The 14,069-nt window shown below is 28.9% G+C and carries 15 protein-coding genes; 6 read left to right on the top strand and 9 right to left on the bottom strand.

What is annotated here, in order from left to right:
* Positions 1 to 54: 54 nt before the first annotated feature.
* The 9 genes from MKD41_RS13240 to MKD41_RS13280 form a co-directional block, all read right to left on the bottom strand.
* Positions 55 to 1,818, bottom strand: a complete 1,764-nt coding sequence (locus tag MKD41_RS13240) for a Na/Pi cotransporter family protein (RefSeq protein WP_240242775.1) — start codon at positions 1,816 to 1,818, stop codon at positions 55 to 57.
* Between the two features lie 148 nt (positions 1,819 to 1,966).
* Positions 1,967 to 4,219, bottom strand: a complete 2,253-nt coding sequence (locus MKD41_RS13245; protein WP_240242776.1) for an inorganic phosphate transporter — start codon at positions 4,217 to 4,219, stop codon at positions 1,967 to 1,969.
* Positions 4,220 to 4,414: 195 nt separating this feature from the next.
* Positions 4,415 to 5,185 carry an N-acetyltransferase gene (locus MKD41_RS13250; protein ID WP_240242777.1) on the bottom strand — a complete coding sequence of 257 codons (771 nt, stop codon included), beginning with the start codon at positions 5,183 to 5,185 and terminating at the stop codon, positions 4,415 to 4,417.
* Between the two features lie 2 nt (positions 5,186 to 5,187).
* On the bottom strand, positions 5,188 to 5,601 hold the full coding sequence (locus MKD41_RS13255; protein WP_240242778.1) for a UPF0158 family protein: 414 nt from the start codon (positions 5,599 to 5,601) through the stop codon (positions 5,188 to 5,190).
* A gap of 2 nt (positions 5,602 to 5,603) precedes the next feature.
* Positions 5,604 to 6,446, bottom strand: a complete 843-nt coding sequence (locus tag MKD41_RS13260; RefSeq protein WP_240242779.1) for a CPBP family intramembrane glutamic endopeptidase — start codon at positions 6,444 to 6,446, stop codon at positions 5,604 to 5,606.
* A 185-nt stretch (positions 6,447 to 6,631) separates the two neighbouring features.
* A complete protein-coding gene (gene ilvD / locus MKD41_RS13265) occupies positions 6,632 to 8,323 on the bottom strand; it encodes a dihydroxy-acid dehydratase (RefSeq protein WP_240242780.1) in 1,692 nt (563 codons plus the stop codon).
* A 275-nt stretch (positions 8,324 to 8,598) separates the two neighbouring features.
* Complete coding sequence (locus tag MKD41_RS13270; protein WP_240242781.1) at positions 8,599 to 9,618, bottom strand: TQO small subunit DoxD; 1,020 nt, start codon at positions 9,616 to 9,618, stop codon at positions 8,599 to 8,601.
* Between the two features lie 73 nt (positions 9,619 to 9,691).
* Complete coding sequence (locus tag MKD41_RS13275) at positions 9,692 to 10,069, bottom strand: hypothetical protein (protein WP_240242782.1); 378 nt, start codon at positions 10,067 to 10,069, stop codon at positions 9,692 to 9,694.
* 144 nt (positions 10,070 to 10,213) lie between these two features.
* The gene (locus MKD41_RS13280) at positions 10,214 to 11,206 is read right to left on the bottom strand and encodes a beta-galactosidase (protein WP_240242783.1); all 993 of its coding nucleotides are present in this window, start codon (positions 11,204 to 11,206) and stop codon (positions 10,214 to 10,216) included.
* 363 nt (positions 11,207 to 11,569) lie between these two features.
* Here MKD41_RS13280 and MKD41_RS13285 point away from each other — a divergent pair, with 363 nt between their 5' ends.
* From MKD41_RS13285 to MKD41_RS13305, 6 genes are all read left to right on the top strand, one after another.
* Complete coding sequence (locus MKD41_RS13285; RefSeq protein WP_240245043.1) at positions 11,570 to 11,770, top strand: hypothetical protein; 201 nt, start codon at positions 11,570 to 11,572, stop codon at positions 11,768 to 11,770.
* Between the two features lie 7 nt (positions 11,771 to 11,777).
* Positions 11,778 to 11,942 (top strand): hypothetical protein, encoded by a 165-nt coding sequence (locus tag MKD41_RS13290; protein ID WP_240242784.1) that lies wholly within the window; start codon positions 11,778 to 11,780, stop codon positions 11,940 to 11,942.
* Positions 11,929 to 12,357 carry a hypothetical protein gene (locus MKD41_RS13295; RefSeq protein WP_240242785.1) on the top strand — a complete coding sequence of 143 codons (429 nt, stop codon included), beginning with the start codon at positions 11,929 to 11,931 and terminating at the stop codon, positions 12,355 to 12,357. Before MKD41_RS13290 ends, MKD41_RS13295 begins: the two co-directional genes overlap by 14 nt.
* 44 nt (positions 12,358 to 12,401) lie before the next feature.
* Positions 12,402 to 12,839: a hypothetical protein gene (locus tag MKD41_RS13300; RefSeq protein WP_240242786.1), complete on the top strand. Its 438-nt coding sequence runs from the start codon at positions 12,402 to 12,404 to the stop codon at positions 12,837 to 12,839.
* A 29-nt stretch (positions 12,840 to 12,868) separates the two neighbouring features.
* Positions 12,869 to 13,081, top strand: a complete 213-nt coding sequence (locus MKD41_RS16435) for a transposase (RefSeq protein ID WP_371824269.1) — start codon at positions 12,869 to 12,871, stop codon at positions 13,079 to 13,081.
* Positions 13,082 to 13,172: 91 nt separating this feature from the next.
* Entirely contained in the window at positions 13,173 to 14,042 is an 870-nt protein-coding gene (locus MKD41_RS13305; protein ID WP_371824298.1) for an IS3 family transposase, read from the top strand.
* Positions 14,043 to 14,069 lie beyond the last annotated feature (27 nt).

Below are 14,069 nucleotides of genomic sequence, written 5' to 3' on the forward strand. Positions count from 1 at the left end.
TTAACTCCGCTCAATACTAGTGAGCGGAGTTTTTGTTTTTAATACTATAGAGAATTATAATTCTTCATTATCAAAAAGTGAATCTTTATTTCCGTAGAGTAATTCGGCTACTTCAATTAGTTTTTTAATCATATCATTTACGTTGGTATTGTCGTTAAATAATGAAGAAGCCATTTCTGCAGAAATTAAATTTTTTCTAATTAATTTATCAATAGATTTATTGCTTTGTCTAATATTTTCTTTTGCTTTTTTCTTTAAATTATCTAGTTTTTCAGCATATTTTTTAGATTTTTCTTCAGTTCTAAACAAATAGATTACACGTAAAACTTGTGTCAATTTTTTTCTAAAACTGTTATATTCATTTAGTAAATCTTTATTTTCTAATGTAAAAGAGCGGGTTAAGTTTTTATTTAATTCTCTAGCGTCTTTTATTATTTCAACCATTTTACGGTTGGCTATTTTAATATCGGTTATTGAATTATTCTGCTTTTTACTCAATTTAAGGTCGTTTTGTGCGGTTGTTGCATACCTTAATATTTCACCATAGATTAATTTAAATTTTTTGTAATATAAATTGTCAATATCAACATTAAAGTTTTTAGTTGATTTTTTAATAATCTTTTTAATCTTTAGATTTGAAATTATATCTTCTCTATGAATATTTACGGCGTGTGAAACAATTTCAAATACTGCGTTTTTATATAAAAATTTTGTCTCTTTAACCAAAGCTGAAATTGTAGCATCTGGATATTTTAAAACAGCTTCATTTAAATATTTAGGATCGTTAATGTCTTTAGAATTTTTTTCATTAAAGAATTTCAATAAAAAGGATTCTAGTTTTTGTATAAAAGGAATCATAATTAAAACCCCAATAACATTAAAAATAGTGTGAAATAAAGCTAGTTTTAAGGTGTAATCTGTTGGTGCTATATGTACTAAATCAGATAAAAAATTTACAAATGTAGCAAGTGGATATATAAATATTAAAGCTATTAAACCCGTAATAATGTTAAATATTAAATGGGCGCCAGCCAATCTTTTTCCTGCTATATTCGATTTTAAAGAGCCTAAAATGGCTGTAATTGTGGTTCCTATATTAGCTCCAATTGCTAAAGCTAAGGCGTTTTCATACTCAATTTGTCCTGCCGATAATGCAGTTAATACCAGTACCAAAGAAGCAGCACTAGATTGTAAAACAATTGTAATAATTATACCAATAAAAGTATATAATAATACACCTAAAAACCCTGAAACTGCATATTGGGTTAGGTCTATATGTTGGCTAAATACATCAAAGCCTTCTTTCATAAAAAAGATTCCAAGAAAGAAAAAACCTAAACCAGCAAGTATATTTCCAAGACCTTTTAAAGTACCCGATTTTTGAAATGAAAAAATTAAACCAAAAATAATCATTGGCATTGCCAATGCAGAAATTTTAATTTTTAATCCAAATCCAGCTACTAACCAAGCAGTTGTTGTACTTCCAATATTGGCTCCAAAAATTAAACCTATACCACCGGCAAGACTTATTAATCCTGCACTTATAAATGAAATAGTAATTATAGAAACTAATGAGCTAGATTGTATTAATGCAGTTACAAAAGCACCTGCAGTTATACTTTTATAAACTTTATTGGTTGCTTTTTTTAAAAAATTTTGAAGAGGCCCTCTTGTAAAAGCTTGAAAACCTTCTTCTAATAATACCATTCCAAAAAGTAGAATTGCAATACCAGCAGTTATAGTTTCAAAATTTGGATTAAAATAAAGAGCAACTGCAAGTGCAATTAACAAAAGAATAAATACAATTTTTTTAAACATAAATATAAACGTAATTGTTACAAAGGCTTTTTAATACATGTAAACCCTTTTTAAAGTGAAATGGGTTTACATGTAAACATACAGTAAATATTTATAATTAAAAAGCCCTCAAGTTATTGAGGGCTTTTGATATCTAAAAAAATAATGTTTATTTATTTGCTTTTTCTTGAATTTGGAAATCGTGGAATAGTTGTAATAAACTCATTAAGGCATATAATAAATCTTTGGTCTCTAATAAAATTCCAAAGTATAATGATGAGTTTTTAGGACTGCTTTCTTCTGTTCTAATTCTAGAAATTTGTTTATCTATAGATTCGGAAACATTGTCGAATATTTCTTGTTTTGCATCTAAAATTGTAGATAAATTATCAAAATCTTTGGCTGTAAAATCAGTTTCAATTTTACTTAATAATACATTTAAGCTTTTGTTTATAGCTTTTAAATCTTTTACAGATGAAGCTTTTAGTTGTTTGTGATTATTATTTACGTGTTTGTAACTTGTAGTTGAAATGTATTCAATAGATTGTGTAATGTCTTGTAAATAACCTAAAATTAAAATATAAAATCTACTTGCTTTTACAGAGGTGTCATCTAAAGATTTAATAAAGTAAAATACTTCTTCTCTTAATTCATTTACTTCGTTATTTAATTTTTTTACGTGTTTTCCTGTTTTCGATAATTTATTTAAATCGTGTGTAGATAAATCGGAAACAACATTGGTGAATAATTTATTTACACGTTTTACAACTTCAGAAATATGTGCCGAACTTTCGTTAATTACTTCGTTAATAGTAATTTGTTCTGCACGTTCCATATAACGTTTTTCTTTTTTTCTTTGAGCTCTTTTAGCGTGATTTATTTTACTTCTAATTAATAAAAAAGCAACAATAATTAGTAGTATAGCAACTGAAACAATTTCACCTAAATAAATAACATATGCCAGAATTGCGGCTAAAGTAAATGCTGAAAAAGCAGTTAAAAACCAACCTCCAATTACATTAAAAACACCTGCAACTCTATATACGGCACTTTCTCTTCCCCAAGCTCTATCGGCTAAAGAAGTACCCATTGCCACCATAAAGGTTACGTACGTTGTAGATAATGGAAGTTTTAAAGAAGTTCCTATAGAAATTAAAATACCAGCAACAAATAAATTAACTGAAGCTCTAACTAAATCGAAAGCTGGTAGTTCGTATGATTTATCTTTTGGTAATTTTATTACTGGTTTTTGAAATTTTGAATCAACCCAGTTTATAACAGGGTTTGGAATTATTTTGGTGATTCCTTTATTAAATAAAATTGCACCTCTAACTACCACTCTTGAAGCTGGGTTTGGGTGAAATTTTTCATGACCTTCTCCTTGTCTAGAAAGGTTAACACCAGTTTCAATAACATCTTTAGCTTTTTTAGAAAACCAAATGGTTACTACCATTATTAAACCAGCAATAAAAAGTAAAACAGGTTGTGCTTGTACATCGCCTTTTAAAACGCCCATTGAAAATTCTGTAGGTGCAATTCCACTTCCAGACCAAGCTTGGTAAGAGTTTAGTGCAGCCATAGGTACACCAATAAAGTTTACCAAATCATTACCAGCAAAAGCCATTGCTAAAGAGAATGTACCTATTATAACAATAAATTTTAAAATATTTAACTTAAAAATCATTATTAATAGTTGCGATAAGATTGTCCAAAACACAAATCCGTAGAAAATAATTTCATAAGTTCTACCTTCAATTAAATGTTTTACATCTCCATAAAAATCGGTGCCTTTCATCCCTTTTACAAAAATAAAATAGGTAATTGCAGTAATTGCAAAGCCTCCAAAAATAGCATTTACGTAGCTTTTTCTTTTTTGAAAATCGAATGTGTATAATAAACGCGATAAAAACTGAACAATAGCTCCAATGGTAAAGGCAACTAAAACAGAAAGCAGAATACCAAAGATAATTTTTAAAGCGGTTGAAGAGTTTATGTATTTACCTAACTCTGCAATAGACTCACCATTATTTGAAATTTTAATTAATGAAATTGCAACAGCAGCTCCCATTAATTCAAATACAATAGATACGGTGGTTGAGGTTGGCATTCCTAATGAATTGAAGACATCTAATAGTAAAACATCGGCAATCATTACTGCCATAAAAATGAACATTATTTCATTAAAATAAAATTCATTGGGATAAAAAATTCCTTTTCTGGCAACTTCCATCATTCCACTTGAAGTAATTGCACCAAGTGCAACACCAACGCTGGCTATAATTAAAATTGATTTTACTGGAATTGCTTTAGAACCAATAGCTGAGTTTAAAAAGTTAACGGCGTCATTACTAACACCTACAACTAAATCTATTATTGCTAGTACGGTAAGTGCTACTAGCATTAAAATATAAATATTTTCCATTTTTTTATTTTATCAGGGCAAAAATACTTTCTATCTACAAAGTGTATATTAAGTTAATGTTACTAATGTTAATTATATGTTAACTTAATGTTATGCGCAATTTGATTTAAGGATGTTAAAATCAAATTATTCATTCACAAAAAATGTTCTTTAAAATTACTAAATTTTAGGCACATTTTATTTTTTATAGAACTTTTATTTTAGTTTTTTTATTATTTTATCAAATCTACTATCCATACATATACTAATATCGGTTGTTATAAATTTTCCGTTTAAAAATAAGCTAAAAATAGTTGCAGGACTTGGAGCTTTTTGTGCTTGATCCAATGTTTCTAGCTTAATTATTTTTAAGGGCAAATTTCTGTTTTTTGCAGTTTCTATTAATGATGTTGTTGCATGAAATTCTGCAAACGGACATCTATTAGAATAATATACTACAATTCCATTTTTTTGAGGACAAGTTCCACTTTTTACCGATGCGTTGAATTTAGGATTTTCAGCTTTTAAATTTATTTTTTTTGCCAATAAACTAAAACCGCTTGAAATTTTTTCAACTTCTTCAAAACCTTGATTTAACAACCATTTTGTATCACTCATAAAATGAAATTTTTTGGTTCCAACAACCGTAACCAAACCATCTTTTTTTTGTTTTTTGGCATCTTCTAGTGCAGTTTCTATAAGCGCTTTTCCGTAGCCATTTTTTTTGTACTTGCCAGATACCCAAAAACAATTAATATTTAAATAATTATTGGCAGTTATTGGAATCCAAGCATTTTCTGCAGGTCCATATTCTATAAATACTTTTGCTCTTTCATCAATGCGTTTAAAAACATAACCGTTGTTAAATTCTTTTGTCAACCAATCTTTTTTTGCTAGATAGCTATCAGCACATTTTTTGTCTGAAATTGCACAACAAATATGTTCAGTTGCTATGTTTTTTGAATTTAGGTTAATTAACGGTTTCATTTTCACGCTTGATCTATAATTTTTTTGACTATTTTTTCGAGTTCTTGTTGTTTAAATTTAAACCATTGTTCTCTATAATCTGAATTATCGATAAGGTATTTAAAATTTCTGAACGGTTTTTTATTAGTTAGTGCATAGTTTAGTTTTTCTATAAAATTGGTATCAGATAATTCGTGTTTAAAATCTTCTATAATTTTAAAAGTTTCATACCCTTTAAGTAATTCAAACGCTATAAAATCTTCTTTGTATTTAGTAATTTCATCAATATCCTTTTGAATAAATTCTTGAAAATCTTTATCTATTATACCAAAATCATCTATGTTAGGAATGCCTATTAATTTTCTATTTTTTGGATTGTAATAAGAAGTAATTCCACTATCTAAATTATTGGCTATTTCTTTAATGATTTTTTGCATAGTTAAGCTTCATATTTTTTTCTGTAATAAACTTCAATTAGGGCAGTAGTTATAAGCATTGCAATAACAGAGAAAATTGAGCCTTCAAAACCAAAAGCACCACCGTTTAATAGGCTTTTTTCGCTGATATTAAATTCAATTATTGAATAGGTGTCTAAACCGCTTACATTAAAACCTAATAACGATTGAAATAAATTCCAACTTAGGTGCAGTGCAATGGGAAACCATAAGTTTTTAGTATGAATATAAGATAGACCTAAAAGTATACCTGCTAAAAATAAATTAGTTAATGCAAACAAATCTATATTTGGATTAAAACCGTGCATTAAAGAAAATAGGATTGAAGAAATAATTAAGGCACTGTATTTATTAAATGAAATCATTAAATTTCTTAAAATATAGCCTCTTAAAAGAGTTTCTTCAACAATTGCTACAATAGTAAATAGTAGTATGGTTATTAGTGTTTCTTTAGTGTTGAAATTTATTTTTTGAAAGGTAATTTCGTTTAAATATAGCAATAGAAAATAACCGATACTCATTATTAGCAATCCAATTACTATTCCAATAGCAAAATCTTTAAACCTACCTTTTATGTAAAAACCGAGTTTAATAAATTGCTCTTTATCTATAAATTTCATAAAAAGCCATAAAACGAAAAATGTGCCTAAAAAATCGAAGGAACTTATTATTAATTGTTGAATGGATGTTTGCTCTAATTCGCAATCAGTTATATTAACTCCAGAAATTAAGGCTCCTAAAGATTGAAAAAAACCAACTGTAAAAATATAAGGTACAATAAGCAGTAAAACTCTTTGCCAGCCTCTGTGTTTATTTTCTACCTCCATTTTTTACTTAATTAAGCGTAATTTGTTACAAATTATAGAAGTTATAAATTTAAGATTTTTTTATTTTAGAAACGTTCTATATTGCTATGGTTGAAGGTTTTTAATTTTCTAACTAATCTTGTTAGAAGAAGTATTATATTAAAAATGCGCTATAATTTTTTATAGCGCATTTGTATTTATAACTTTTAAAATAAATCTGTTTTTAAAACACCTCCGTTACTAGCATTTGTAACTAAGGCTCTGTATTGTTTTAACCAACTAGATTTTAGTTCTTTTTTTATTGGAGTAAATTCGGCTTTTCTTTTGGCAATTTCTTCGTCACTTAAATTTACAGATAAAATATATTTATCTACATCTATATGAATTTCATCTCCATCTTTTAGTAATCCAATCATACCACCTTCAGCAGCTTCTGGACTTACATGTCCAATACTTGCGCCACGGGTAGCGCCACTAAACCTACCATCGGTAATTAAAGCTACTTTATCGCCTAATCCCATTCCCATAATTAAAGAAGTTGGCGCCAACATTTCTTGCATTCCTGGCCCTCCTTTTGGTCCTTCATATCTAATAACAACTACGTTACCGGCTTTTACTTTACCGCCTATAATTCCATCAATGGCTTCTTGTTGGCCGTCAAAGCACACTGCAGTTCCGGTTAAAGCTCTATCACCAATAATTCCTGCGGTTTTTATTACTGCACCTTCTTCTGCTAGGTTTCCATATAAAATTGCAAGTCCGCCTACTTCAGAGTAAGGGTTTTCAATGGTATGAATAACACTTGTATCTTTTATAGTTGCGTCTTTAATTTTTTCTAAAACTGTTTCTCCAGTAATTGTAAGGTTGTCATTTAATATATTATCTCCTCTTTTGGTCATTTCTTTCATTACTGCATTTACACCACCAGCAGTATTGATATCTTCCATATGTACAGTAGATAAACTTGGCGATATTTTAGCAATGTGTGAAACTTTTTTAGAAATATGATTGATATCTTCAAGGTTAAAGTTAACATTTGCCTCTTTGGCAATAGCCAACATATGCAATACGGTATTAGAACTTCCACCCATAGCCATATCAACTGCAAATGCATTTCTTACAGCGTTTTCATTTAAGATATTTCTAAGTTTGAATTTTTTTGTTTGAGCTTCACTTTTGGCTATTTCACAAATTCTTCTTGCTGCTTTTCTATAAAGTTCTTCACGTTCTTTGGTAAGTGCTAAAATGGTTCCGTTGCCTGGAAGTGCAATTCCCATTGCTTCCATAAGTGTGTTCATAGAGTTTGCAGTAAACATTCCTGAACAACTACCACCACTAGGGCAAGCATTACATTCAATATCGTTTAATTCTTCGTCTGTCATTTCACCAGCTTCGTGTTTTCCTACAGCTTCAAAAGCGGTAGCAAGATCAATAGGAGTACCATCTTTAGTATATCCTTTTTTCATAGGTCCACCACTTACAAAAATGGTTGGTACATCAACCCTTAAAGCTCCCATAATCATACCAGGAACAATTTTATCACAGTTTGGAATGGCAATCATAGCGTCTAACTTATGTGCATTCATTACTGTTTCAATAGAGTTTGCAATTATTTCTCTTGAAGGCAATGAAAAAAGCATTCCATCGTGTCCCATTGCAATACCATCATCAACACCAATGGTATTAAATTCAAAAGGTACACAGCCATTTGCTTTAATTTCTTCTTTAATTACTCTAGATACTCTGTCTAAGAAAAAGTGACCTGGAATTATTTCTATATAGGAGTTTGCAACCCCAATAAATGGTTTGTCAAAATCAGCATCAACTAGTCCAGTTGCTCTAAATAAGGATCTATGTGGTGTTCTTTGATGTCCTTTTTTTACTTCATCACTTCTCATAATATTTTAATTTATTTATTTTAAATCTTTAATTTTTAAGGGTTTGTGAATGTGGAAACAATGTGTTTTTTATAGTGTTTTTATCACGCGTTTTTAAGCTACTAATTTAGTAAATACAAATTGAATAGAGAATTGATGAGAATTTTATTTAGTATGTACTTAACAATTTTTTAAATATTGTTTAAAATTGCTATTAAATATTGATAAAAGAGCCTATTAAAATGTGAAAATTGTTTTAATAGGCTCGAAAAAGGAATGATGGAAAAATAAAGAATCTATTTTTTTAGGACTTCACTTTCCCAATAAGCGCCGCTTATATCTGTTATTTTTAAGGTGTATGTGCCCTTAGGTAAATTTGATATAATTTTATCTTTAAAATTAATTTTTGCTTTTGCTCCTAAAGGCACAATTAAACTATGTTTTCCAGGTTTTATTTTGGCAACATAATAATTTGAGATATTTTCTTTGTTTAAAGAGGCTAAATCTTCTTGATTAAATTCAATAATTGTATTATTCTGATTGTCAAATAATTCAATTTTTATAACCCAAGAACCATAAACATCAACTCCTTCTGTTCTAAAAACATTAAAAGAAAGCGTGTTATTATTTATAAGGCTTTCTGTAATTTCTAATTTCGGTTTTACAGATTTGTTATGAAGTGTTCCCCATAATCCACCATGAAATACTTGGTTAGTCATTAAGGTCATTCCTAAAATAAATAAAGATCCAGCAAGTACAATTTTAGGAAATATAGTTTCTTTAATTGGTAAAATACCTGAACCTAAGCAAGCAAACCATTTCTTTTTTGTGAATTTGAAATCATTTTTCATAAAATAATTATCTAATGAATATTTGCCACTTCCAGTTAAAAATAACACAAAACCGGTTGCTATTCCTAAGATACCAATTTGCCATTCATCTAAACAAGTTGTGCCTATCCAGCCAGAGCCTAGTAATATTCCCATCGCTAAAAAGAATACACCTATACTCATAATTCGAGTAAATAATCCAAGCATTATTAATAAGCCTACAATACCTTCAATTATGGTGAATATTACCATATTTAACCAAAGTACATCTGGGTTTTCTACTAAATATTGAATAATTGGTTTTATGCCCAAAGCATTGGGTAAAAAGTGATTAAATTTTTCGCCAATATAGCCCGCTGCATCTGGGTCGAGTTTATTAGCTAATGCTGTTCTTCTCCAAAAGGCTGAAAAGTAGGTCCAGCCTATTACTAATCTTAACGCCAAAGCTAAAAGCCCAGCGTCGTTTTTGATACTGATATTTTTCATGTTTATTTATCTATAATTTATAAAATTCCAGTTTATTTTAACTGGGTAACTAGTACTTTTAAAGAAAAGTAAATTATAGATAATCTTTAAAATTCTGATACAGAATATAGAGAGGCACTGTAGTAATTGAATTAGTACTTGCCTTTAATAGTTGTATTTTTTTAGTATAAAATAGGTGAAGTTTTAAGGTGAAATCAGTAGTTGTTAGTACTGCGGTTGTTTGTAGGGTGTTAGAATTATGGCTAACCTTATTTTTGGTTGAAATCTCTAAATTGTTACAATTAGTATTATTAATTGTGGTTTTCCCTTTGTTGGTAACTTTTGTTTGTTGAACACCAAGCTCTGCTTGAATAAAGTTTCTAACTTTACAAGGTAAAAGCAATAATAGTAGCGCTAATCCTAAAATTGGAAATGCAGTTTTTATTGTTTTATGGCTCAATTTTTCTTTCACAGTATAAATTTACAAAATAATAGTCGATTTTTATTTTATAAGATTTTACTATAATTAAAATTAACTATATTTTATGAAATAAAGAGAATTAGTAATATTGCTGCCCTATATATTAATTTGAAGGTTTTTTTGAAGATTAAATAATTAATCAAAAGAGAGTTGGGTGTAATTATTAAAGTTTTCGAATGCTGCAGAAAATGTGTTGTTTACAAATTCATATTCCCAAAGTTCAATATACCGAATGCCAATAGTTTGTGCCTGGCTAAATATACTGGTGTAATCATTATCTTTAAATCGTTCAATTTGGTCCGATCTTCCAATGGCTTGTGCATAGATATCTCCAGGAAAATCAGAAAGTACATTTATTAAGTTGGGTTGGTAGGTTGTTTTACCCGAAATCCACCACATAGCAGCTCCAACTCGTTTATTTAAAGAGCTGTCATTCCATAAGTCAGTAATAATTCTGTTTGGTATTGAAGTATCGTTTATGATATCGTGTACTTCAACGGCTATTGCTTTATTTGAAAAAGAATTGGCAAATATTTTTGCTGTTTCTTTTACAGAATTCACCCATTTATCGGCAGTAAATCCTGTATTTATTAGTTCGGTATTAGTAACTCCATTAAAATGACCTTCTATACCATTTGCAGTCATTTGTGGTACATATATTAATACTAAATCTTCATCATTTGCGTATGCTTCTTCTAAGGCTTGTGCTAAATAAGTTAATCTTTCATTTACTTTAGAATCCCAAATTTTTGGAATTCTTTTTATGGTGTTATCAATACCGTTAATTTCAAAATATGTTGCTCCAAAAGAATCAATTAGCCAATCCGGGCTATCTCCACCTGCAATAATTCCTAAGCTCCATTTTAAGTTTCTCGATTTTATTGCAATTAAAAATTGATTTATTTTAGAAAAATCATAAACCCCTTTACTTGGTTCTAGATCACTCCACTTAACACGTATTAATGAACCTTTAACTTGGTTGTTATCTAAAGCAGATTCATTACCAAATGAGCTAGAAAATAGACCTTTTGGTTTAAAAGTACTACTGGTTTCTTCAGGTGTGTTAATGTTATTTGAGGAGCAAGAAAAAAGAATAATTAGTAATAGCGAAAATAAAAATTTGTTCATTGTTATTCTAAGTATGGTTTTTAATAGGACTCTAATTTATTTAAAAGGTTTAATTTGTGATGGTTATATTGTTTAAAAAGCATTCTATCTACTTTATAAATTAATATAGTTTAAGTTTCCATTTTTGCCAACTAATTTAGAAAAGTAGTAGTATTGTTTTAGATGAATAATTTGAATTTTGCGAATATGAATAAAATATTAAACTTTGGAATTTTTACAATACTTTTAGTAAGTAGTTTAACCATAATGGTTGGGGCGGTAATTGCGCCATCACTCTCAGGAATTGTATAACATAAAAATTTAGGTTTTTCACCGAGTTGGTTAATTACCTTACCTTCTTTAGGTGTAGTAATATTTGCTCCTATAGTTGGTAATTTATTAAATCGTTTAGGGACACTTAAATTATTGAGTTTAGGTCTTATTCCGTATGCTTTTTTAGGTGTTGTTGGGGCCTTTATTACAAATGATTATTTGTTGATTTTAGATAGAATTTTACTTGGTACAACTACAGTAATTATTCAAGTGTCTGTTACAGCTTATATTGCAGATTTTTTTTTCAGGTGAAGTAAGAATGAAAATGATTGCATGGCAAGGCATGTCTATTGAGTTAGGCGGGGTTGTTTTTTTAGCTGTTGGTGGTATTTTGGGAGAGCTAAATTGGCAATATCCTTTTTATATTTATCTTATTAGCCTTACTATGTTTGATTTTAGTTCTAAAAACATTGCCAAAATCTGAAAATAAACGACAAGAAAGTAAGTTTGGTTTAGAAAATGCAAACAATAAATCGAAGGTTTTTCTTATATTTTTAGCTTCCTTATTAGCAATGATGCTGTTTTTTATGTTGGGTTATTTTGTTTTAACTACAACACAAAGTATTTCATTTTTAATTTTAACAGCTGTTTTTATAGGGGTCGGATTTGGTTTTACAATTCCATTATTGAATCATATGATGCTTGAAGTAAGTACTTTACAACAACAAGGAGAAAACTTAGGATTGTTTTCAATGGGAGTTTTTGGAGGGCAGTTTTTATCTACATTTATTAATTATATATCTTATAATTACAAGGCTATTTATGGAGTTGCTTCTATTTTGGCTTTTATAATTGGTTGTATTATGTATTTTTTATTTCAGAAATTAATTAAAAAATAAATTTGATTAAATTCTTCTTACTTTTGAAATTCACTTCAAAGTAAATGAGACAAGAAAACTGGAAAAATAAAATTCAAATTATTCGAAATATTGAATGTGATGATCTACGGACTTTAGGAAATTCAATGGGGATTTATTTTGAAAAGAATTTTGAAAAGCATCTGATTGTTTATTTTAAGCCTCTAAATGAAGATTTTGATAAAAGTGTTTTTGGTACAAATAAAGGAACTCTCATAAATTTTGAACGTGACCTTATAGATGAAGATGATATAGAATATGCTTTAGATGTTATGTCACTTTTTAATAAATACCCAAAATTTGTTTTAAGTGAAGAAAGTGAGATTCAACAAATACAGCATTTAATTAAATTACTTAATAATGAATTTTGTAACGATTCGGTTTCTTATATAATGTTAAAAACTTTACTTAAAGTTTTATTGTTACATTTAATCTGGAATACCTACATTTATAGTTACAGTTAAAACGGCTCATAAATTAATATATTTGAATTATGAGTAAAACAAAAAGGTACGACAAGGAATTTAAGATTATGTTAGTAGAATTAATGCTCTCAGGTCAGAGTGCAGAAGATTTGGGGAAAGAATATGGTGTCCATTCTGCAAGTATACGCAGTTGGAAAAGATCCTATTTATCAAACCGAGAATCTTTTACAGGTTCAGGAAATCCGAGCTTAACACCAGAAGAAAAGAGATTAGAGAATTGAAAAGGCGTCTTAGAGATGCTGAGATGGAGAGGGATATCTTAAAAAAGGCGGTGAGCATCTTCTCCAAGAACGACAGGTAAAGTACAGGTTTATAAATAAAAACAGTACCAACTATCCTGTTGAGAAGATGTGTAAACTTTTAAAAATTAGTAGAAATTCTTATTATCAATGGCTAAGAAATAGTAGTATTATCAGAGTCTCTAAAACAAGAGTACTAAAAGCGAAAATTCATCAGATATGGAAAACAAATCGTAAAGTATATGGAAGTTATAAAATCACTAAAACCTTAGCTAGAGCGGGATATCATTATCATCCATCGTATATTTCAAGACTTATGCAGCAAATGGGAATTAGAAGCCAATCTAAAAGAAAATATGTAGTTACAACGAATTCTAATCATAATTATAACATCAGTCCTAATATATTGAATAGGAATTTCAACATAAAAGAACTTGGTAAGGTTTGGGTTTCTGACATTACCTACATTCGATGTAAACACAAATGGATTTATTTAACTACTATGATAGATTTAGCTGATAGAAAGATTGTTGGATGGTCTTTAAGCAATGATATGACTGTAGAAAATACAGTTTATAAAGCCTGGGCAAGAGCTAGAAAAAACAGACCCATTTCAGATGATTTTATTTTTCATTCTGATAGAGGGGTTCAATATGCGGCAGGTAAAATGACTGCTATTTTTAGGCATAATAAAAAGATAAATCAAAGTATGAGTAGAAAAGGTAATTGTTGGGATAATGCAGTAGCTGAATCATTTTTTAAAACAATTAAATGCGAATTAATTTACAGAAGATCATTCAAAACCTTTATCCAGGCATATAGTCAAATAGATAGTTATATTCATTGGTATAATACTAAAAGAATACATCAGTCTTTAGACTATTTAACTCCTCTAGAAATGGAAATAATATTAAAAAATATCAAAACTAAACGAGCCGCTTAAAAATGTAATCTTTTTTGTAGGAATATC

This window comes from Lutibacter sp. A64, from assembly GCF_022429565.1.
Taxonomy (GTDB): Bacteria; Bacteroidota; Bacteroidia; order Flavobacteriales; family Flavobacteriaceae; genus Lutibacter.

Excerpts from the sequence above, each read along its gene's own strand:
- MKD41_RS13240 (WP_240242775.1), bottom strand. The coding sequence starts at position 1,818 with ATGTTTAAAAAAATTGTATTTATTCTTTTGTTAATTGCACTTGCAGTT.
- MKD41_RS13245 (WP_240242776.1), bottom strand. The coding sequence starts at position 4,219 with ATGGAAAATATTTATATTTTAATGCTAGTAGCACTTACCGTACTAGCA.
- MKD41_RS13250 (WP_240242777.1), bottom strand. The coding sequence starts at position 5,185 with ATGAAACCGTTAATTAACCTAAATTCAAAAAACATAGCAACTGAACAT.
- MKD41_RS13255 (WP_240242778.1), bottom strand. The coding sequence starts at position 5,601 with ATGCAAAAAATCATTAAAGAAATAGCCAATAATTTAGATAGTGGAATT.
- MKD41_RS13260 (WP_240242779.1), bottom strand. The coding sequence starts at position 6,446 with ATGGAGGTAGAAAATAAACACAGAGGCTGGCAAAGAGTTTTACTGCTT.
- ilvD (WP_240242780.1), bottom strand. The coding sequence starts at position 8,323 with ATGAGAAGTGATGAAGTAAAAAAAGGACATCAAAGAACACCACATAGA.
- MKD41_RS13270 (WP_240242781.1), bottom strand. The coding sequence starts at position 9,618 with ATGAAAAATATCAGTATCAAAAACGACGCTGGGCTTTTAGCTTTGGCG.
- MKD41_RS13280 (WP_240242783.1), bottom strand. The coding sequence starts at position 11,206 with ATGAACAAATTTTTATTTTCGCTATTACTAATTATTCTTTTTTCTTGC.
- MKD41_RS13290 (WP_240242784.1), top strand. The coding sequence starts at position 11,778 with ATGAAAATGATTGCATGGCAAGGCATGTCTATTGAGTTAGGCGGGGTT.
- MKD41_RS13300 (WP_240242786.1), top strand. The coding sequence starts at position 12,402 with ATGAGACAAGAAAACTGGAAAAATAAAATTCAAATTATTCGAAATATT.
- MKD41_RS16435 (WP_371824269.1), top strand. The coding sequence starts at position 12,869 with ATGAGTAAAACAAAAAGGTACGACAAGGAATTTAAGATTATGTTAGTA.